Consider the following 23,642-nt stretch of genomic DNA (forward strand, 5'->3'; position numbering starts at 1 on the left):
AATTAAGAGTTGCTATTTAGGAAAAACTGGCCTAGGATAGAGACAGGTTTCTCTGGATAGGTTAGAAATATGAATCGGAAACAAACGCGTCTCCTCAAATTGCAACCTTTTGCACAAATTCCGGTTCTATTCACTCCCCGGGTAGTCCTTCCATCGGTACTGTTAGTTTGCCTATTTCCCACTTCAATTGTGGCACAAACGATTATTCCGGCACAGGATGGAACCGGAACCCAAGTCATTCATCAGGGAAATCAGTTTAATATTAATGGCGGCAGTTTATCGGGAAATGGAGCAAATTTATTCCATAGTTTTGAAAAGTTAGGACTATCTCAGGGTCAAATTATTAACTTTATTTCTAATCCTAAAATTCAGAATATATTAGGACGAGTTACCGGGGGAGAAGCCTCTTTTGTTAATGGATTAATTCAAGTTACGGGCGGAAATTCTAACCTATTTTTAATCAACCCGGCGGGAATTGTTTTTGGAGAAAATGCCAGTTTAAATATTCCTGCCTCTTTTACCGCTACGACAGCAAGTTCGATTGGATTTGGGAATCAAAATTGGTTACAAGCTATCGGGGAAAATCAATGGCAAACCTTAGTCGGAACTCCTAGGGATTTTGTGTTTAATTCCGAAAATCCTGGGAGTTTAGTTAATTTCGGAAATCTCACGGTTTCCCCTGGAGAGAATATAACATTATTAGCAGGAACGGTTTTAAATACCGGAACAATATCCGCACCCGCCGGAAATATTACTATTGCGTCGGTGACTGGGGAAAATTTAGTTCGACTTTCCCAGGACGGACATTTATTAAATTTAGAATTAACTTCAGATATTCCTCAAAATAATTCTACCTTTACCGCCTTATCTTTACCGGAATTACTCACTGGAGGAAATTCAGTTAGTGCGAGTCAAGTTAAGGTTAATGAACAGGGTCAGGTTATTTTAACTGCTTCGGGAATTACAGTTCCCACCACACCTGGAACTACGATTTTATCAGGAACTATTGATGTCAGTTCACCCAATCAAAGCGGGGGAAATCTTCAGTTAACAGGGGATAGGATTGGCTTAATTAATAGTACCTTAAACGCATCGGGATTAACCGGAGGAGGAACAATTTTAATCGGGGGAGACTATAAAGGATTAGGGGATTTTCCCCATGCCCAAAAAACCTTTATTAGTCCAGATTCTTTTATTAATGCTAATGCTTTAGACACGGGAAATGGCGGTCGAGTTATTATTTGGTCTGAAGATTTAACTCAAGTTTATGGTAATATTCAGGTGCGGGGAGGAATCCAAAATGGCAATGGCGGATTTGTTGAAACCAGTAGTCGCGGTATTTTAGATATTAACACCGCCCCCGATATTTCAGCCCCTGTCGGGTTAGGAGGAACCTGGTTACTTGACCCAAATAATATTGATATTGTTGATGATACGAGGGGAAATACAAACCTGAATCAAAATCCTTTACCCACGGGTGAATTACTATTTAATACCAGCGATGATAATGGAAGATTAAGTGTTTTTGTATTGAAGTCGGCGCTAAGTGAAGGTAATGTTGTTGTAGAAACCGGGGATGTGGGAACCAATTCCCAAGATGGGAATATTACCTTTCAAACTTCCTTTGATTTTGATGGAATTGGGGGGGAAAGAAGTTTAACCTTAAATGCGGCGGGGAATATTATTCTGAATGGACAAACTATTAGGGATAGTATCCCGAATGATAGTGATAAATTAAACCTGAATTTTAATGCAGATTTTGAGAATAATAATAATGGTGCTATTTATATTAAAAACGCTACCCTCGATACAAAGGGAGGAGATTTTACCGCAACGGGTCGAGGAAATGTCCTATTCCATTCTGGAGTTTGGATTGATAATAGTCAAATTAATACCTTGGGGGGAAACATCACCCTAGATGGCATTGCGGTTAATAACCAACCCTTTAATCATGGGATTCTATTAACGAATAGTAGCTTAAATTCTGGCAATGGAAATGTTAATTTAACTGGAACCAGTGGTCTACAAACCGAGACTAATATAGGAGTTTGGTTAGAACAATCTACTATTAATTCAGAGGCAGGAAATATTAGTATTATTGGCAATAGTCAAGGTAGTCAAAGCAGTAATATCGGGATTTTACTCAATAATAATTCTAGCGTGCAAACCCAAACAGGGAATATTACCTTAACAGGAAGTAGTGAGAATGGATTAAATGGTTTTGGTGTGAATTTGAACCAAAGTAATATTTCAACCGTTGATGGTACAATTAAAATCACAGGAACTCCCGCCGGAATCAATAATAGCGTGGCAGTTTATATTAGTGATAGTAATATTGCTTCAACCGGAACTGGAAATATTGATTTAAACGGAAATAATAACGCCACAGGAAATAATAATGACGGAATTTCTATATTAAATAACTCCCTAATTTCTTCCACAGGAACCGGAAATATTACCTTATCGGGGGTTAGTGGTCAGGGTAATATTAGCGAGGGAATTTTTATCGCGAATGGAAAAATACAAACCCTAAATAGTGATATTAAAATTAACGGTTTGGGACAGGGTTTAACCTCAAGTATAGGAATTTTTATTGGGGATGGAGGTGAAATTGTTTCTACTGGAATTGGGAATATTAATTTAGATGGACTTAGTAGTGCTACGGGGAATAGTAGTCATGGAATTGCCCTATTTGGAGGTGCAAATATTACCGCGACAGCAACGGGAAATATTAATTTAGTGGGAAGTAGTAGTCAAACTCCCGATAGTCATGGGATTTTGATTTTAGATAACCCTATTATTGGGGTTATTAATGGAAATCTGAATTTAACTGGAGTGAGTTCATCTTCTTTAGGTGGACAGGGTATTTTATTGGGAAATAGTCTAATTCAATCGTCAGGAACAGGGAGCATTAATTTAACTGGAACTGGCAATAGTACGGGGAGTGAGAGTAATGGGATTATTTTAATTAATACCGCAGAAATTAATAGTTTAGCGAGTGGGAATATTAATATTCAAGGTCGTAGTGCGGCAGTTGCTAATAGTCAGGCGGTGGGAATATTTGGAGAGAGTAAAATTCAAAGTAATACGGGGTCAATTTTAATCGATGGCGTGAATAATGGCGAGAATGGCGAGAATACAAATAGTGTAATTATTGGAGAAAATACCCCCATTACTACCACAGGTTCAGGAAGTATCACCATATCAGGAAATCGAGATTTATTAATTAATTCCGTGACTAATACCGGGGGTGAAATTAATCTCCAAAGTAGTGAAGGAAATATCAATAGTAGTTTTGGAATTATTGATAGTAGTTCTATTCAGGGAAGTGGGGGAAATATTGCGATTAATGCGGCGGGTAATATTAGGGTTGCCGGAATTAATGCCCGTGGAAACACCCAAGGAGGAAGTGTTAGTTTAACTTCTGCTAATAATATTATTACGGTAACTGATAATATTAATACTTCCGCCACCACAGGTCAGGGTAATACAATTACGGTTTCTGCTACCAATGGGGAAATTAATACCCAAGCTGGCATTTTAGATAGTAGTTCTTCTGATAATGATGGCGGCAACCAAACCCTCAACGCTTCGGGAACGATTACTTTAGGAGGAATTAATACCAGTACCGCCTCTAATTCTAGCAATAGTCAAGCAGGAACCCTGAATATTTCATCGGGAAATAATACTATTAATTTAACCGGAGATATTAATACATCTGCTACCCAAGGTCAGGGAAGTAATGTTAATTTTAATGCTAATGTTATTCTACCTAAACCCAATATTACTATCAATACAACGGGAAATAATAGCGGGGGGAATGTTACCTTTAATGGAACAATTAACGGGGGTATTGACCCCACCCCTACCCTCCCCTTGCTAATGGGAGGACGTAATAGTTTAACCCTAGAAACTGGAACGGGAGATGCAACTTTTAGTCAAGCAATAGGGGATAGTCTGCCGCTACAAAACTTAATCATTAATAGCGGAAATGTGGTTACTCAGTCTGCGGTAACGGTAGAGAATGGGGGAATTAATGTTAATGCAACTCAAAATATTAATTTAGGTGATACCATAACAGCTAATAATAGTCCTATTGATGTTAGTGCTACTGGAGATATTACAACGGCGGATATTATTAGTAATGGGTCAAGAATTTCTCTCACCAGTAATACCGGAAATATTAATACCGCATCGGGTATTCTTAATAGTAGTTCAACCACCGAAAACGGAGGAGAAATCAACCTAAATGCGGCTGAAAATTTAACTATAGGCGCAGTAATTACCCGCACAGAATCTAATTTAGGAACCAGTCAAGCCGGAACCCTAACTCTCTCTGGAAATACAATTAATTTAACTAATAATATTGATACTTCTGCTACTATTGGTTCAGGGAATAATATTATCTTTAATTCTCCGGTGATTTTAGATGCAGATATCGTTACTTTAAACACATCGGGAACCGCCAGAAGTGGAAATGTTACCTTTAATAATACCGTTGATAGTAATACTCCAGGGACTGCTAATTTAACCCTGGAAGCGGGGACGGGAACGGTTAATATTAATCAAGCAATAGGAGCAACAAATCCCTTAAATACTTTAAATCTAACCAGTGGAGATGTCAATAGTAATGGGGGAATTAATCTTGAGGGAGAAGGAATTAATATCAATAGCAGTGGTACGGTTAATTTAACCCAACCCATCACCGCCACGAATACCGCCACTATTAATATTAATGCCGAAAATAATATCACTACCGCCAACCTAACTACCCAAGGTCAAGCTATTATATTAAATAGCAATACGGGAAATATTGATAGTAGTGGCGGAATTATTAATAGCAGTTCCACTAATAGCAATGGTGGTGATATTACTATTACAACCCCCGCTAATATTACCCTAGGGGAAATTAATACCAGTACCCAAACTAACCAAGCGGGAACTCTAACGGTTACAGGAGAAAAGATTGCGTTAACTGGAAATATTAATACCTCTGGAAATAGCGGGACAGGTAGCAATTCAACCTTTAATAACCCCGTTGAATTAAATCAACCTATTACCGTTAATACCTCTGGAACATCGGGAAGCGGAAATATAATTTTTAATAATACTATTAATAGTATTCCCGCCAATAATAACGGTTTAACTATACAAGCGGGAAATGGCAATATTCAATTTAATAATACGGTCAACCTGGGAGGGTTAGAAATTAATGCCCAAACCGTTAATAGTAATTCTCCTATTAACCTTGATACCGGAAATTTAAAGATTAATTCTAGTGATACTGTCACCCTTCCCCAAGATATTAATACAACCAATGGTAGTAACGTTGAAATCACCGCAACCAATAATATTATTACCGGAAATATTACTACCAACGGTCAACCCATCACCCTGAATAGTTCCAATGGAAATATTACGACAAACCCCGGTATTCTGAATACCAGTTCCCCGAATAATGGGGGAAATATTACTATTATTACCCCCCAAACCCTGAATTTAGGTGGGGTTAATACCAGTACCTCCAACGGTCAAGCGGGAAATGTTACTTTAAACACTGGAAATAATCCAATTATTTTAAATGGTGATATTAATACCTCTAGCAATAATGGGGTCGGAAGTCAACAACAATATAATAGTCCCCTACAACTCGCATCCCCTAATATTACCCTAACTTCATCGGGAACTAATAATAGTGGTGATATTATTTTCAATAATTCTATCAATGGAAATAGTAACTTAACCCTGAATGCGGGTAGCGGTAATATTACTTTTTCTACTGTGGGTGATAGTAACCCCCTGTCTAGTTTGCAAGTTAATACCACCGGACTCACGACCCTAAAAGGCAATTTAACTACAAATAATAATATTGATTTTAGTAATGCTTCTGGGGGAACTCAACTCGAAAATCCTATTATTATTAATACCACCGGAAATAATGGTAATATTCTATTTAATAATAGTCCGATAACAGGTTCCCAAACCCTAACACTCAACGCCGGAAATGGAACAATTTCCCTGAATACCGTTGGTAATAATAATAACCCCATAAACGGATTAATTTTTCAACAAGCGAGCGCCCTTAACCTGTTTGGAGATATCTACACCAGCGCCGGACTTAACTTTTCCTCCGTAAATACCGTTAATGTTTCTGGAAATTCAGTTACATTAGACACCAGTATTGGAAATGGAGCAATTGACTTTATTGGTTCAACCCTTGCTGGACAAGGAAATAGTAACTTAACCCTGAATGCGGGTAGCGGTAATATTACTTTTTCTACTGTGGGTGATAGTAACCCCCTGTCTAGTTTGCAAGTTAATACCACCGGACTCACGACCCTAAAAGGCAATTTAACTACAAATAATAATATTGATTTTAGTAATGCTTCTGGGGGAACTCAACTCGAAAATCCTATTATTATTAATACCACCGGAAATAATGGTAATATCCTATTTAATAATAGTCCGATAACAGGTTCCCAAACCCTAACACTCAACGCCGGAAATGGAACAATTTCCCTGAATACCGTTGGTAATAATAATAACCCCATAAACGGATTAATTTTCCAACAAGCGAGCGCCCTTAACCTGTTTGGAGATATCTACACCAGCGCCGGACTTAACTTTTCCTCCGTAAATACCGTTAATGTTTCTGGAAATTCAGTTACATTAGACACCAGTATTGGAAACGGAGTAATTGACTTTATTGGTTCAACCCTTGCCGGACAAGGAAAGTTAACCCTTAATGCGGGGAATAATGATGTAAATTTAGATACCTTTACCACCGAATCTTCCCTGAACGGTTTAGGGATTACCGCCGGAACCGTCCAAGCTAACGCCCCCATCACCCTAGGGTCAGGGGGACTGAATATTAATGCCAGTAATATTGTTAACCTTAATGCTAATATTGTCAGTAATGGTACGGTTGCAGTCACCGCCAATAATGATATTACCACCCGTGATATTACCGCATCCCCTGGTATTACCCTCAATAGCCGTAACGGGAATATTACGGTTAACTCCCTGAATAGTTCATCCCCTAATGCTAACGGTGGGGGTATTTCCCTAAGTACCCCCCAGGGAAATATTACTACTAACACCCTGAATAGCTCATCCCCAGGTAATGCGGGCGGAAATATCTCCCTAGAAGCGAATACCGGAAATGTTACAACCGGAAATATACTGACATCCGGTTCGACAGGCGGTAATGTTACGGTTAAAGCCCAAACCAGCATTACCACCGGACAAATTGATACCCAAGGTCAAACCCAGGGCGGTAACGTCTTCCTCGACCCGATTAATGATGTTCAGGTCGAATTTATTAACGCTGAATCCCCCAATGGTCTCGGGGGTAACGTTTTTGCCGAATCAACTCAAGGCTACTTCCGTGCTACCAACTCCTTCCCCACCCAATTTTCCCCCACGGGAACCGCCAGTATCTCCACCGCAGGACGTCTGGGCGGGGGTTCGATTACGATTCGTCAGGCTGGAGGGCCACTGAATCCCCCTGTTGCTCCCTTTGAAATCGGAGGTAACTTAGCAATGAATGGAACAGCCTCCGTCATTACTACAGGAGACTTTAATATTCTGCCACTCCAAAGTTTTGAAGGTTCATTCACATCAGGAAATATTGTTATTTCCACCGATGACGCGCCTAATATTCCCCCCAATGTAAATCAACCCTTAATTGATACCGAAGTTATCCTACAAGAAGATGTATTAATTCGTCCTGACCAAGAACAAAAAATAGAAGAAACTTCTCCTGAAATTATTATTAATGATAACAATACTACAGGAGACTTTAATATTCTGCCACCCCAAAGTCCTGAAGGTTCATTCACATCAGGAAATATTGTTATTTCCACCGATGACGCGCCTAATATTCCCCCCAAGAAAATTTTATCAACGGTAGATATTGCTTTTGGTTTTGATAACTTAGATTCGACATTTTTAGCATTAGAACAGTCAAGAAATCAAGAATTTAAACAACATTTAGGAGTCCAAGGAACCCAATTAAATCGTTCAGAAGTTCAACAATTGTTAAAAGAATTAGAGATAAAAACTAAACAGGCTTATGCGATTGTTTATATTGTTTCCAGGGAAGAGCAACTAGAAATCATTGTGGTTCCTTCCTTCGGTGAACCCATAAGACATAGCGTTCCTGAAGCCACTAAAGAAAAATTATTCCCCGTTGTTCGACAATTACAAAGTGAAATTACCAACCCCCGAAAACGGGATACAGTCAGTTATCAAGCTCCGGCGGAACAACTTTATCAATGGATGATTCAACCGATAGAAGATGATTTGAAAAGATTAGGAATTTCGACAATTCTATTCTCCCTGGATGCAGGTTTACGGAGTTTACCGATGGCAGTTTTATGGGATGGTCAACAATTCTTAACCGAAAAATATGGGATTAGTTTAATTCCGAGTACCAGCTTAATTGACTTTCGATATCAACCCATTGGTCAAGCGCAAGTCCTAGCCATGGGAGCCAGTCAATTTCAACAACAAAATCCACTTCCGGCGGTTCCAATTGAACTCCAAAATATTACTGAAATTTGGCCTGGGGAAAAATTCTTAAACGAACGATTTACCCTGGAAAATCTGAAATCCCAACGGCGTATATCTGATTTTCAAGTGATTCATTTAGCCACCCACGCTGATTTTAAAACCGGATCTCCGAGTAATTCTTTTATTCAATTATGGAATGAAAAATTACCCTTAACAGAACTTCCTAATTTGGGTTGGGATAATCCCATAGTGGAATTATTAACTTTAAGTGCTTGTCGAACAGCATTAGGAGATCGACGGTCAGAATTAGGATTTGCTGGGTTAGCGGTGCAGGCTGGAGTTAAATCAGCTTTAGCGAGTTTATGGTATGTTAGTGATCAAGGAACCTTGGGATTAATGAGTGAATTTTATGAATCTTTAAAGCAAGATCCGATTAAAGCGATCGCTTTACAAGAGGCACAAATTGACATGATTCAAGGAAAAACTCGGATCGAAAATGATCAATTGATAACCACCTTTGGCGCTATTCCTCTCCCTGAGAATCTGACAGAATCTAATATTACCAGCCTATCCCATCCCTATTACTGGTCAGGATTTACAATGATTGGAAGCCCTTGGTAAACTTAGGGAGCGGTTTTTTAAAAATAACCTTTAAGGTTGCAATTGCTAAAATTTCTACCTTGTTGTATAGTCAATTTATTTTTTCAAAAGATGTTTTAAACTATGATCTAGTAGATTTTTTTCAACGAAATTCTTTGTTGATCCGAAAGGACAGTTATCTATTATAGCAACCGCCAAGGCAGTTAGGATACCAGACGGTGAAGTATTTTCTCCCCTGTTCCCTGCTATACCTAGCAACCTAAAAAGCAAAGCCTCCATCACTTATTCCCCAAGTCAGGGAAATAGGGAAAGGAGGCTTTAAGCGATTATTTCAGTAAGCGTTGGCGAGCAGTCATCCGCCAAGCCAGCAATTCAGGTAAACGCCAGGTAACACCATTAGATTTTTGATCTAATTCGTCCTGTTCTAAGGCCGTTTTCCAAAACGCTAAGGCTTGTTTATGACGGTTTTGGGCTTCTAAAACCTGAGCTAAAAGATAGTAAGCCACCACATTAGATTCTTTTAATTCTAAGGATTGACGTAACTCAACTTCAGCCTGTTTTGGATTATTTTCTAGGAAATAAGCCCAGCCTAAATTCTTATATAAGGCGGCTCGGATTCCTTTATCCTTAACTTGTACCAAGGTTTTTTCTAATTTATCAATAGCTTCCTCGGTTTTGCCATCTAAAATTTCCAATCGTGCTAAATTATTCACCGCCGCCTGTGCTGCGCGGTTATTATCCACATCGACTAGAATTTGATAATGTTTTCTGGCTTCTTCAAACTGATCGAGCTTTTCATAGGTCGAACCTAAATTATAATGACCTGCACTTAAAGCCGAATGATAGCGAATTGCTTGCAATAAATTGATTTTAGCCGATTGAAACTCCCCTTCTAAGTAGTGTTTATAACCCAGTTCATTAAAGGATTTACCCATTAACTGATACCAGACGGCTTTTCTGAAGTTACTATTAACCGTGTAAGCCATAGGAGCGCTAAAATTAGTTGTTTCTAACAGCGATCGCTCAACTAAAAATTCTAAGGAAGTCTGGACTTCGGCTTCAGTTTCCGAGAGAATTAAATCCGTTGCTAACTCACTCAAGGTTGCCGCTTTTTGATTTACTGCCAACCAACAGACTAAACGAATTTCTAGGTCGGACAATTCCTGTTCTGCTCGCAGGGATTGACGTACCAATTCTTCAATAACCAAGGTATTTTGCTTGATTAATTTCGTCAGATTTCTAATTGTAAAATCAGGAATCTTAGCCGCCCATAATTTTAAAATTAAGGGGTTGCCACCACATAAATGAATCAATTCTGATAGGAATTTTTCATCTAAATAGAGGGATTCTTGACCGGATAAAACCATTTGTTGAGAGTCTTGTTCCGATAACCCAGTTAACTGTACTGAGGTTTTAGACGCGAACTGTTGCCACGAAAGCGGAAATTCCCAACCGATTAATAAAACACTGCTACGATGGGAAGACTCACTAATCTGTTGAAATAAAGATTCATAACTTTTGAAAGCCGCATCTTTACTCCCGAGTTGTGAGATATATTCTATCTCATCAATTACTAACAAATACCGAGAATCCGATAAGGTTTTCAACAATTGGGCGATTTGTTCCGAATCATCCCAACCTAAAGGGGCTTGAGATTGTTCAGGAAAAGTTGAGGCGATAAACTCACTCGGAGAAGGTTTATCTCGGAGTGAGCGCCAAATCACTTTGTCAAAGTCCGGGGCAATTTCCTGAACTAATTTAACCGCCAAAGCCGTTTTCCCAATACCGCCCATGCCCTCCAACATCATCAGGTGAGCACGTTCGGTGACTAATCCTTGTTTTAAGGTAGCCATAGCTTCCAAACGGCCATAAAAGGCTGCCAATTTGGGTGCATTCCCCCAATCGATTTGAACATTACTACTGAAACCTTGGGGGTCAAGGCTACTCATCGACCGCTTTTTGCGACCGGATTGACCATTGATTTGGCCCCCTTGATTAGTACCATCGGTTTGATATTCTGACAGTAACTTTTGCTGCAATTTTGCTAATTTTCCCGGCCCTGCACCGCTAATATTTAGTTTCCTATAAACCTCACCCAAGCGTTTCTGCAAGGCATCCTTGCGAACCCCTAATTGCTTAGAAATCGCAGTCATCGGTTCTCCTTGGATTGCCCGCGCCATCACTTCGAGTTCATTGTCGGAAATTCCAACTCTCGTAGCTACAGTCTTTAAAAATTCTCTCGGTACCATATCAAATTTAACCTAATAAATCAACTGTGAATTCAATATTGATGCTCAATTCTAATTCTGTCAATAGGTGTTAATTTCTATTGATTTCTATTCAGAATCAAGGATCAATCCCATCTGATCTTCGGTGAAGGTACAACCCAGCTATAACAATTTTCAGTTATACATCAGAGTCGGCTCCACCCCTTCAAAAATCGCTCAGTTCTAGCTTGAGCAATTAGTCCAAGAAACTAAAAACCTCTAATTTTTGATTTTATCATACATTCTCGGTTTTATGAGTTATTTTTTGCAATTTTGGGTTTCCCCCCCTCTACTGCTGAAAACCAGGTTGACACCGAATCCGCTTTTGATCTGCGAAGACCCTACCTAGACCAATTTTAAGTCTAGCAGGGAGAACAGTCTTAGGGTGAAAATGAGAACTTGGGATGATTTTGGGAATAATCGTTTGTAATCAGATAGGTGCTTCTAGGTTAAAAGTGAACGACATTGACCGTCCTAAATTATAGGGTAGGAAAAATTTTGGACAACAGAGTTGAGCAACATTTTGGCAAAAGATCGGATTAGACAATTGACCTAAATCAAAATTTATTAAACTAGAATCTTGCCTCAAAATGAGTAACCCCAGAGAATCTAAATTGAATCTTTAAATTGTTCTCAATGTCAAAAAAATGATGCTAAGATTTACCAATATTTCCAAAATCAAGAAAAATATGGTGATTAATCGTACCCACCCTCAAGATCCCCACCATTTAAGGACAGAAACCCTTGAACCTTGCTCCTCGCCTCAAAACTTAGCACAAGTCAGAAAAGTAAAACTATTAGCAACAGGAAAATACTTGCCCAAAAATAAGGAGGGTGGCTTTGAATTTATTCAACGCCGAGATCCCTCCTAAGCAGAAGTCAATGAGTTTTCAAACTGATATAGCAGGGAACACCGGAACAGCCCCCCAAACCCCCCGTGCACGGGGGGCTTGGGGGCAGGGAACAGGGGGGAAATACTTCACCGTCTGGGTTCTAAGATCCGTCAGGTGTCCTAACTGCCTTGGCGGTTGCTATAACTAATAACTGATTAAAACACTTGGGACTCAAAGGCTCCGATATCAATAATGTTATTGATGATCCGGTTAAAGCCTGCCCCCCGTTGATCAAATTGTCCAGGGTCAGTATAGGGGGCAATAAAGCTATTACTTCCCTTGTTAATAGCAAGACTGGTACTAGCTAGAGCCAAGGTTGGTGTAGTGCCGCCGTTATTTTGTAAGGGACTGAGTAAGGGATCGATTGGGGCGATCGTACTGCCGACAATATCATTTTTAACCCCATCTACTAAACCCTCTCCCCCAGTTCCGTTTCCAATTAGGTTATTGCCGCCACTCTTGAAGGCAAATTCAATGGAGGCTCCCACGTCCGGGTCAAGGGGGGAGGTATTACTGGCAATAATTGTGTTTTTCAGGTTGGCTACCCCCCCAATATTCCTTACCCCGCCACTGTTTCCGCTCGCATTATTGAAGGCAATTGTGCTATTAGTAATCGTCAAGTCCGCAACGGAGTTAAATATTCCTCCGCCGATGTTGCCTTGATTGTTAGCAATCGTACTATTAATAATTTGGACTTGACCATCAATCACAATAATTCCACCACCGTTACTGCCTTTATTATTGCTGATGGTGCTGTTTTGAATGATAAGTTGGCCAGAGTTGGCGATCGCCCCCCCATTATTCGCCTGGTTTGCATCTAGCCAACTATCGATCACCTTCACGTTACTGGTAGAAGACGTAATATTAATCGCCCCGCCCCGACTTCCTGTGGTGGTACTACTGGTATTGGGTATAGTTCCGGCGGGGAAACCATTGGTCAGTTTCAAGTCCTCAAAAGTCACATTCCCACCATTAACAGTGAAAACATTGTAGTCCCCCCCCGTATCTCGACGAATAGTCAGCTTATCGGCTCCTGGCCCATCAAAAATTACATCGCTACCGATACCGGGTAAAGCCCCTGCCAGATTAATCACCCCAGAAGCGGCTTTGTCAACAAAGGTAATCGTATCTTCTCCGGGTAGAATTCCAGCATTGAGAATCGCCTGACGTAATGAACCTTCTAGGGTGGCATAGTCTTCGGGGGCTTGACTCTTAGTATCCCCTAGTTGAGTCACGGCGGTATCATTGGCCAGAATCGTCACCTGTGCCGTATTTTCTTTGGGATTAATCTTATAGTTCCCGTCCGCTAAGACTAGGGTTAAAGATTCATCAGCTTCGGCTTGGACATCATTAATGGGAGTCAAGATGATATCCATACTGGCTTGATTGTTGGGAAGGGTAACAGTAGCGGTGGAGTTACCTGTGACCGCTACGGTTTGACCCGTTGAGGTGCTCAGGGTATAGTCCGCCGGGCTAATTTTATCGGGTTCTAGGGTGAGGTTGATGGTTAAATCCCCAAAGGTATCCGGGGCGCGACTAATCCGATAAATACCGTTTTTGGGCTGTTCATTGGGGACTTTTGTGGTGACAGGTTCCGTGGCTATTGCTTCTACCGTGGTTAAACTGAGGGTGGCTTTGTCGTCATCTTTGATGGTAACGGTACTGGTAGGGATATTATTTCCATCTTGTCCGTTTTTGTTAAAATTGGCAAAGGAGAGTCCAAAGCTGCGGTCAGGTTGCACCAGGGTGTTCCCGATAATACCAAGGGGGACAATTTGTTTGTCTTGGTTAATAGCAAATTGAATTCTTTGTGGCCCTGGTGTAAAGTCCGTATTAGCGATCGCGGTATCACTGGTAAATACCACATCCACACTAGAGGTTTGAGTAATATCTCCTGAGCGAAGCACCTGAACTTCATTAAACAGGTTCGTGATGTCTCCTTCATCTAAGCTGTAGTTATTCTGGGTAAAGTTATAGGTTGGTGGGGAATCATCATCTTCAATGATTAGAGCCGCCTGCGGGACTGTGGTTCCAGATTGTCCATCGTTATCGAAGCCAGAAAAGGACAGAACTACAGTTTCGGTAGATTCGGATATTTGATCCCCTTTAATCGTAACTGGTATCGTTTTGCTAATTTCTCCCGGTGCAAATTGCACAGGGATGGTACTCGGAGTAAAATCCTCTCCCGGGGTCGCTCCATTTTGGGCAGCCGGGTTTAAGTCCACCGTCACCGAGGAGTTAATATCAACCTTTCCTGAGCGAATAATAGTAATTTCACTGTAGGTAATATCATTATTCCCTTCCCGAATCCGATAAGTATTAGTGGTGAAGTCGTAGGTCGGAACATTATCATCATCAATCACCAGTAACTCTGAGGTGGGATGGATATTTCCCACTAAAGCCCCTAGGGGGGGATTGAGGGAGAGATTCAGGGTTCGGTTTTGATTGGGTGTGAGGTTGCCCAGAATAGTGATCGGGACGGTTTGGGTGATTTGTCCCGGGGTGAAGTTCACGGTGATTGGCCCGGGAACAAAATCTACATTGGGGATAGCATTGACCCCAGTGACATTGACTGAGACGGAGGAGTTGACATTAATATCCCCAGAACGATCAATTTCTACCAGTTGGGTAATATTAGTTGAGTTACCTTCAAGGGTTTTGAATAGGGGTTCTTTGAAATCATAAGTAGTGGGGCCATCGTCGTCATTAATAATTAAGTTGGTTGTAGGATAAAGGGTTCCAGCCTGTCCGATGGGTAGAAAACCGTCCGGTGCAAAAGAGAGGATAATTATTTCTGAAGGTTCAATAACATCATCACCAATGATCGGGATTTGGAAGGTATTCTCGGTCTGACCGGGGGCAAATTGGAGGACGATTTCCGTGGGTTCAACATCAACTCCAGGTGTTCCGCCATTCTGTCCGGCGGGGGTGAGGAGAATCTTGACACTTGATTGCTGACTGGTATCAAAAGTACGATTAACCGTAATAGTAGCTTGCCCAGGATTGCCAGGATCACCCTCAAAGATGGAAAATTTAGATTGACTAAAGTTATAAACCGGGGGTTTGGGCGGGAGATCTTCGCTCTGGATACTGGCTACGGCGGTGGATTGTTGAGGATTAGCGGTGTATAAAAAGCCGGATTCTCTTAAGGTGATATCGATAGTTAGGGGGTCTTCTTCAAATTTATCGTTGTTGATCGGGGCGAGTTTGAGGGTGGCGATGGTACTATTTGCTGGGAAGGAAACGCTACCCCCTGTATTCGTAAAGGTTTCGTTATCAATAACGGTATAGTTTTCCCCTAGTTTTGCTGTTCCTCCAACGGTGAAGTTAACGTTAATGGGTAGGTCGAGGGAACCTCCCGCCCGTGTAAAGGTATAAACAAAGTTTTCTTGGCTATTTTCCAGAATAGTAGAGGGAGCAACCGACAGACTAATCGCGGAGGGAAAGGGCCCGATGGGAAAAACGATCGGCGGTTTTGAATCTACGGGCGGGACAGTTCCCTGTGAACTACTATCATTGTCTTGTAGGGTAATAACAATTGCCTGAGATTCTCCTAGGGTAGCTCCTCCCGTGGGATTGGCTAGGGTTAATTTAAAGATTTCATTCGGTTCGGCTTCCCGATCATCAATAACGGTGAGGGGAATAGGAACAATTTTGAAAGTTTCGTAAGGTTTGAAAATGACTTCTATGGGTTCTACGCTAACGTCACTAGCCGTGGCGGTATCGAGTTGTAGTTCCAGTTTGGCACTTACCGTATTAAAGGGAGAACCTGCTCGTTGAACGTTGACAAATAGGGCTGGTGTTTCGCCTTCTTTGACTACCAAGGAATTATTATTGGTAAACTCAATAACGGGTGTAAGGCTTTCGATTGATTGGGTAAAGTTGGCTTGATTATTAAGGGTTGTAGCTTGAGTTTCCTGAATAATAATTAGTTTTTGATTGCTGATCTTATCTTCAGTTACGGTATCATTTCCCACTTGAACAAACCGCAAATCAGCAAATTTTAATTCCTTAGTTAATCCAATTAAATCGACTCCAACTCTAAAATCAGTAATACTATCAACTTCAGTATCTATCAGTTCTCGACCAATTACAAATACATCGGAACCTCCGCCTCCGGTGAGTTCATTTTTCCCGCTTCCGCTATAAAGTAGGTCGTTTCCTCTATCTCCAAATAGTTGATCATTTCCACTACTATCAAATAGGGTATCGTTACCCTGTCCACCATAAAGGAGGTCGTCACCGTCACCGCCATTGAGTTGATCATCCCCATTATTGCCATAGGCAATATCATTCCCTGCTTCTCCTTCGAGGGTATCATTTCCCAGATCCCCAAACATCAGATCATTCCCATTACCCCCAGACAGTAAATCCTGATCCTGACCTCCATTTAGAGTATCGTTTTCGCCTAATCCATTCAGGGTATCGTTTCCAGCAAATCCTAAGATTTCATCGGGTTCGGGTGTCCCAGCTAGGAAATCATCGCTCGCGGTGCCAATAAGTTGTGCCATATCTAAAAATCTAATTTAAGTGAGCAATTGATTTTAGGCTTTAACTGGGTCAAGTATCATTTTTCTGTATTTCATGATACAAAATACGAATTAACTCCAGTCTGGTGCATCCTGTCCCTAGGTTAGTGAGTCCTGTGCTGAAATATTTCCCTCTAATAGAAATTTTGTTAACACTACAGAGCTTACCCATAAGTGCCATCTTTGTTAACAAATCTCAATATTGCAATGATTAGCGGTTAGTCGTTTAGTTGCCTCCCATCTTCCTCGATCTGTAACGAACTGTAAAGATTATCCCCAAAACCGTTAAACTTCGTTGCGGGATCATACAGTGTGGCAAAAGACGTGATACCTTCTACCTAGTGACGAAAAAACACAGTTAAGCGTAAAGGGAGAAAAACCTGTGAAGTTAGAGATGGGATACTCAACGGTTTCTGATCAGCAAGGCGTAAGTGCCTATGTGGCAGATTTACAACTGCACATGACGTTACAAGCTCGTAATTTAGTTCCCAACCTGACGATAGCTCGTGATTCTCGTGAGCAAATGCTACAACAAACTCAGGCGGACTTGGAAAAATTTGTTTCTCGCCAAACTCTCTAGTCGGTTTGGAATATCCGCGTTTAGATAAGTTGGGGGATTTCGATTGACTGATCTGGAGGGAGAACCTCTGATATTAGGTTATTGCGGATGGAGATTAAATCGCAATAATCGAAATCCTGTTGTCCTAATGTTTTTAGGGTGATTTTTTCTAGGGTATCTCCAGGTTTAACTTTATAGGAAACCCAACGGTAGGACTGTCCATTTAAGGGAAGTTCTGATGATTTTTGTAACCATTTTTGATAGTTATGATCTCGATTTTTGGATAGGCGAGACTCGGTTTGTTTGAGGGCAAATTGCCAAACTTTGTAACCTTCTGGACTCAGGTGTAAACCATCGGTTGTTAATTCAGAGCGGATATTTCCCTGGGTATTGGTAAATCGTTGATGAAAGTCTAAATAGATGCTTCCCTGGTCGTTAACTTGTTGGGCTAACTTTTGATTTAGTTCTTTAATTAAAGAATTTGGAATCGAAAAACTTAGAGTTTCTGTTGGTAATTGAGTCGGAAAAATAGATTGAACTAAAATTTGAGTTTCAGGATAATTTTTTTGTAAATAATCTAAGATTTTTTGATGGTTTTCTAATATCTCTACAACGGGAACTTGCCTTTTTAAATCATTAATTCCAGCTAAAATATAAATATTATTAGGATTATTCTTAGCAAAAATATCCAGACGTTTTAAAATTCCGCTTGTCGTATCTCCTGAAATCCCTTGATTTAACCATAATGCTTCCGATGGTAATAAATTATTAGGAAACCACATACTTAGGGAATCTCCTAATAAAATATTCAGACGAGATGAATCAGAATTTTTGGCAATTTTATCTTGGATTAAATCAGATTCTTGCTTTAATATATCCAGCCAATCTTGATAATTTGGCTGATCAATTTCATCATCTAAATTAGTATAAATTTGACTTTTATGCAGAGCAAAAAGTCGCTTTTGGTACATTGCAATGCCAGTTTTTGGAATCATAAAATAATCATTCATCATTCATCATTCATCAGTTATCAGTTATCAGTTATCAGTCATCAGTCATCAGTCATCAGTTATTAGTTATTAGTTATTATAGTAAATAATTGATTTTGATTTGTCAGTTAACAGTTGTCATTGAATAACTATTTTTAAGTTAACTGCTTATTGTAGTTAACTTAAAACAGTTAAGAACCAGTTTATAATCGGTGATTTTCAACTTAAATAAATTATTAACCTGGCAACTGATAACTGGTAACTGATAACTGGTAACTGATAACTGATAACTGATAACTGATTTAGTAGGTTTCAACGTGCCAACGATGTCCCTTTTTGAGTGTTTTCTGGTAATCACTCCAGTTAACATCGGATTTACCCGCAGCAACTGTCATGCCTTCGTCAATACCGCCTTCCATACCTTTGAGACCACAAATATAGGTATGGGTATTATCTTTCTGAACTAATTTCCACAGTTCATCGGCGTTTTCCTTAATCCGATCTTGAATATACATTCTGCCACCTTCGGGATTTTGTTCTTCACGACTGATGGCATAGGTCAAGCGGAAGTTATCAGGAAATTCCCGTTGTAACTGTTCCAATTCTTCTTTATACAGAATATTGGCGGTGTAGGGAATACCAAAGAATAGCCAAGCTAAACCCTTGAATTTGTAGTCTTCATGTTGTTCTTTGAACATCCGCCATAGGAAAGCCCGGAAAGGTGCAATACCCGTACCCGTTGCCATCATCACCACCGTAGCTTCTTCGTCATCAGGGAGTAACATTTCCTTACCCACTGGCCCGGTAATCGTCACATCTGCTCCCATTTCTAAATTGCACAGATGGGTCGAACAAACGCCATAGACGGTTTCTCCGGTTTCAGGATGTTTGTATTCCAGTTGACGAACACACAGGGAAACGGTTTTATCATCGAGTTTGTCACCATGACGAGTCGAGGCAATGGAATACAGTCTTAACTTATGGGATTTGCCTTTGTTATCTTTTCCGGGAGGAATAATCCCAATACTTTGACCTTCAACATAGCGCAAGTCGCCACCGGAAAGGTCAAAGGTGAGGTGACGGACAGTGCCCGCACCCCCTTCGCCCACGAGTTCATAGTTCTCGATACATTTCCCAATATAGGGATTGTTCGGACGATAGATATTAACGGGAATTTCCGTTTTAGCTTTGGTTTCAGTCATGGGCTTGCTTTTTTCTTCAGATGGTTGACTCTGCTGTCCATGGACGGTAGTTTCGGTGGTTGCAGCTTGAGGTTCACCTGCGGGGCGAATATTGACAATTTTCCCCCCCAATCGAGCAATCCGACGCATTTCTTGATTCATGCGCTCGTAGGGGACAGTGATATAAACGACACCACTGCGACGAATCGGGAAGTTGAGTTTGTCTGTATTTTCCCCTTGTCGGAGTCCCTCCACTTCAAAGATAAAGACACGGCCGTTAGCTCCTGTCTTGGTTGCAACACCAGTTCCACTCTTGAGATACATTCGTTGGTTCTCCCTTATAATACCTAAGCTCTTAACTAACAAAATGTGACGAATACATCACTTGCCAGTTTTTTTAACGTGCGATGGACAGAAACAGTTAAATATTACTTTTCCCTCTCAAACTGGCTTGAGGGCCGTCACTGTTGTCAATTTGCACTTTGCACTATTTTACAGCTTAGTGTTCATCGGCTAATCGGAATTAATCACAGTTTGGGAGAAGCGTGCTTTGAAAATTTGTGCCACAATACATTCGGCCTATTGCTTGAAACTGGATATTTTTTGATGATCATGGGGATTCTACCTTGGGTATTATTAGCAATATTGGGACTAGCCGCGGGAACAACGGCCGGATTACTCGGTATTGGTGGGGGAATGTTAGTTGTCCCTGGGTTATTTTATATTTTTAATTTAATGGACTTTCCGCCCGATTTCGTGATGCACAGTGCGATCGCCACTTCGATGAGTATAATGACTTTTACGGCGACTGCTTCGATTGTGGCACACCATTCTAAAGGAGATGTGCAATGGGGAGTTTTTTGGAAAATTATTCCGGGGATTTTATTAGGTGTTTTATTAGGTGCTTTATTAGATCATACTTTATCTAGTGCTTTACTTAAAATTATTTTCGGATTATTTTTATTATTGATTTCTGTTAAACTATTGTTAGATTTTAAACCTCAAGTACAATCAGAATCCTTACCAAGATTAGCTATAATCAACGCCGTTGGGTTGGGAATCGGTTTTAAGTCAGGACTCCTAGGAGTTGGAGGTGGCGCAATTAGTGTTCCTTTTTTAATTTATTGTGGATTACCTATGTATGAAGTCGTGGGAACATCTTCATCCTTTAGTTTACCAATTTCTATTTTAGGAACTCTGGCTTTTCTATTATCTTCCCATGGTGATTCTTTTCTACCTGGATTTATTGGATATATTTACTGGCCAGCATTATTATTAATCGCCCCATTTACAATTTTAGGAGCTTTTTTAGGGACATCACTTTCCCATTTAATTTCAGGGGAAAAATTACGGATGGCTTTTGCTTTATTTTTATTATTCATTAGTTTAAATATGTTATTGACTTAAACCCAGAGACTGAAGCACCCGATAAGTTTTTATTCGTTGATAAATTCAGCTTCACAGATAGTTGATTCCCTTTATAAAAAACCCCCAAACCGGAAAAGTTTGGAGGCATCTTAAAGTATTTTAACCATTCTAGGTTAAACGACCACAAAATTAACTAATTTTCCTGGGACAACAATCACTTTTTTAATGGTTTTATCCCCAATATGACGTTGACTAACTTCAGAATTTCGGGCATATTCTTCTAAAGTTTGGTGATTGGCGGTTGCTGGTACTTGCAGCGTGCCGCGGGTTTTTCCATTAATTTGAATCACTAAGGTAATTTCATCAACTACCAAGGCTTCTGGCTCATGCTCAGGCCATATTTGAGTATGAATTGAACCCGTTTTTCCAATCAATTGCCATAATTCCTCCGCGATATGGGGAGCAAAAGGTGCTAATAATTTTAACAGGGTTTCAATGCCTTCAGAATAAACGATAGACTCCTGACAATTCGCTTCTGATAAAGCATTACTGAGTTTCATCAATTCAGATACCGCCGTATTAAATTGATAGTCTCCGTTTAAATCCTCGCTGACCTCCTTAATAGCGGTATGAATTGCCCGCTTTAAGTCTTTTTCAACTTTACTTAATTCCCGATTCTTAGGTTTAAAAGTGGTAATTTCAGTAAACTCCGTGACAATTCGCCAAACCCGATTTAAGAAGCGAAATTGTCCTTCAACATCGGCATCATCCCATTCTAAATCCTTCTCAGGAGGAGCTTTAAATAGAATAAACATTCGAGCGGTATCGGCCCCATATTTGCCCATCACTTCTAATGGATCAACCCCATTATATTTAGATTTAGACATCTTCTCATAAAAGACTTCTAACTTTTCTCCCGTGGTCGGATCTTGGGGATTACTCGGACTAACTTGGGAAGCGGAAAAATACTTACCTGTGGTGCGGTTTTTATAGGTAATTCCCTGTACCATGCCTTGAGTTAATAACTTTTCAAAGGGCTCTTTACAATGTAATAATCCGCGATCGCGCACAACTTTTGTGAAGAATCGAGAATATAATAAATGTAAAATTGCGTGTTCAATTCCGCCCACATATTGATCTACCCCCATCCAATCATTAGTAATAGCTGGATTGAAGACTTGTTGATCATTTTTGGCATCAGGATAACGCAAATAATACCAAGAAGAATCAATAAAAGTATCCATGGTATCGGTTTCCCGTTTAGCAGGAGTTCCACAACTAGGACAAGGCACATTAATCCAATCTTCTAATTGGGCTAAAGGAGATAAACCTCGACCACTAAATTTTACATTTTCCGGCAATTTTACAGGTAAATCTTGATCGGGAACAGCCACCGCCCCACAATTCGGACAGTGAATAATTGGGATCGGAGTTCCCCAATAGCGTTGACGGGAAATCAACCAATCTCTGAGGCGATATTGAATAATTCCTTTGCCATATCCTTCATCTTCTGCATAGTTAATAATTGCTTGTTTTCCGTGTTCGGAATTTTCCCCACTAAAATTACAGGATTCGACTAAAATTCCTGTCCCCGTATAGGCCGTTGTGATCCGATCATTTTCCTCATTATCATTATCCGCATCATCGGGAACAATCACCTGTTTGATGGGTAAATCGTATTGAGTGGCAAATTGAAAATCACGCAGATCATGGGCCGGAACTCCCATGACCGCGCCTGTTCCATATCCATATAAAACATAATCCGCAATCCAAATCGGAATTTCTTCTTCATTAAAAGGATTAAGGGCTTTTCCCCCCGTAGGAACGCCGCGTTTCGGTTTATCTTCTGAGGTGCGATCGGTTTGACTTTCGTTTTTTACCTCTTGAATAAATGCTTCTACGGCGGCTTTTTGTTCCGGGGTTGTCACCTGAGCAACTAAGGGATGTTCCGGGGCTAATACGAGATAGGAAACCCCATAAACCGTATCGGGACGAGTAGTAAAAACGGCGATATTTTCATCTAACCCGATGATCGGAAATTCTAACTGTGCCCCAATGGATTGTCCGATCCAGTTAGCCTGCATTAATTTAACCCGTTCCGGCCAGCCGTTTAAATGCTCTAAATCGTTGAGCAATTCGTTAGCATAATCGGTAATTTTTAGGAACCATTGACGCAATAATTTCTGTTCAACAATAGCGCCAGACCGCCAAGATCTTCCCTCATTATCGACTTGTTCATTAGCAAGCACCGTTTGATCAATTGGGTCCCAATTAACCGCCGCTTCTTTTTGATAGGCGAGTCCACACTTATAGAATTGTAAAAACAGCCATTGTGTCCAACGGTAATATTCCGGGGAACAGGTGGTAACTTCCTTTTCCCAATCAATGGAGAATCCTAACTTTTGCAGTTGTTCCCGCATTTGGGCAATATTTTGATATGTCCATTCCGCCGGAGGAATTCCTCGGTCAATGGCGGCATTTTCGGCAGGGAGTCCAAAGGCGTCCCACCCCATCGGATGTAAGACACGATAGCCTTGCATCCGTTTGAGTCGGGCGATCACGTCGGTAATGGTATAATTGCGAACGTGACCCATGTGTAGACTCCCCGACGGATAGGGGAACATGGATAGGGCGTAAAATTTGGGCTTGTCTTTATCGGTTGGGGTTTTGTACAACCCCTGTTGTGCCCAGGTTTGTTGCCACTTTTGTTCGAGGGATGCAGGATGATATCGAGACTCCACA

At 40.6% G+C, this 23,642-nt stretch carries 9 protein-coding genes; 4 read left to right on the top strand and 5 right to left on the bottom strand.

Features of this window, described 5'->3' with window-relative positions; all coding sequences use genetic code 11:
• The first annotated feature begins 69 nt into the window (after positions 1-69).
• Positions 70-9,135 (top strand): CHAT domain-containing protein, encoded by a 9,066-nt coding sequence (locus tag NMG86_RS04070; protein WP_087882132.1) that lies wholly within the window; start codon positions 70-72, stop codon positions 9,133-9,135.
• Positions 9,136-9,440: 305 nt separating this feature from the next.
• On the opposite strand, the gene NMG86_RS04075 is transcribed toward NMG86_RS04070, so the two are convergent.
• Positions 9,441-11,363, bottom strand: a complete 1,923-nt coding sequence (locus NMG86_RS04075) for a tetratricopeptide repeat protein (protein WP_026797069.1) — start codon at positions 11,361-11,363, stop codon at positions 9,441-9,443.
• 665 nt (positions 11,364-12,028) lie between these two features.
• Here NMG86_RS04075 and NMG86_RS04080 point away from each other — a divergent pair.
• Complete coding sequence (locus NMG86_RS04080) at positions 12,029-12,253, top strand: hypothetical protein (RefSeq protein WP_141295399.1); 225 nt, start codon at positions 12,029-12,031, stop codon at positions 12,251-12,253.
• Between the two features lie 176 nt (positions 12,254-12,429).
• Here the strand turns inward: NMG86_RS04080 and NMG86_RS04085 are convergent, their stop codons facing one another.
• Positions 12,430-16,785 carry a Calx-beta domain-containing protein gene (locus tag NMG86_RS04085; protein ID WP_026797070.1) on the bottom strand — a complete coding sequence of 1,452 codons (4,356 nt, stop codon included), beginning with the start codon at positions 16,783-16,785 and terminating at the stop codon, positions 12,430-12,432.
• Positions 16,786-17,197: 412 nt separating this feature from the next.
• Here NMG86_RS04085 and NMG86_RS04090 point away from each other — a divergent pair, with 412 nt between their 5' ends.
• A complete protein-coding gene (locus NMG86_RS04090; protein ID WP_036832366.1) occupies positions 17,198-17,383 on the top strand; it encodes a hypothetical protein in 186 nt (61 codons plus the stop codon).
• A gap of 20 nt (positions 17,384-17,403) precedes the next feature.
• Here NMG86_RS04090 and NMG86_RS04095 read toward each other — a convergent pair whose 3' ends face one another.
• Both NMG86_RS04095 and cpcD/petH read right to left on the bottom strand, forming a co-directional pair.
• Entirely contained in the window at positions 17,404-18,357 is a 954-nt protein-coding gene (locus NMG86_RS04095) for a GDSL-type esterase/lipase family protein (RefSeq protein WP_043939402.1), read from the bottom strand.
• A 296-nt stretch (positions 18,358-18,653) separates the two neighbouring features.
• Positions 18,654-19,856, bottom strand: a complete 1,203-nt coding sequence (gene cpcD/petH / locus NMG86_RS04100; protein ID WP_026797072.1) for a bifunctional rod-capping linker CpcD/ferredoxin--NADP reductase PetH — start codon at positions 19,854-19,856, stop codon at positions 18,654-18,656.
• A gap of 45 nt (positions 19,857-19,901) precedes the next feature.
• Here cpcD/petH and NMG86_RS04105 point away from each other — a divergent pair, with 45 nt between their 5' ends.
• Positions 19,902-20,939, top strand: a complete 1,038-nt coding sequence (locus tag NMG86_RS04105) for a sulfite exporter TauE/SafE family protein (RefSeq protein ID WP_199918707.1) — start codon at positions 19,902-19,904, stop codon at positions 20,937-20,939.
• A 134-nt stretch (positions 20,940-21,073) separates the two neighbouring features.
• Here the strand turns inward: NMG86_RS04105 and leuS are convergent, their stop codons facing one another.
• Positions 21,074-23,641, bottom strand: a complete 2,568-nt coding sequence (gene leuS / locus NMG86_RS04110; RefSeq protein WP_026797074.1) for a leucine--tRNA ligase — start codon at positions 23,639-23,641, stop codon at positions 21,074-21,076.
• Position 23,642: the final 1 nt, after the last annotated feature.

The sequence above is a fragment of the Planktothrix rubescens CCAP 1459/22 genome (assembly GCA_904830895.1).
Lineage (GTDB): Bacteria > Cyanobacteriota > Cyanobacteriia > Cyanobacteriales > Microcoleaceae > Planktothrix > Planktothrix agardhii.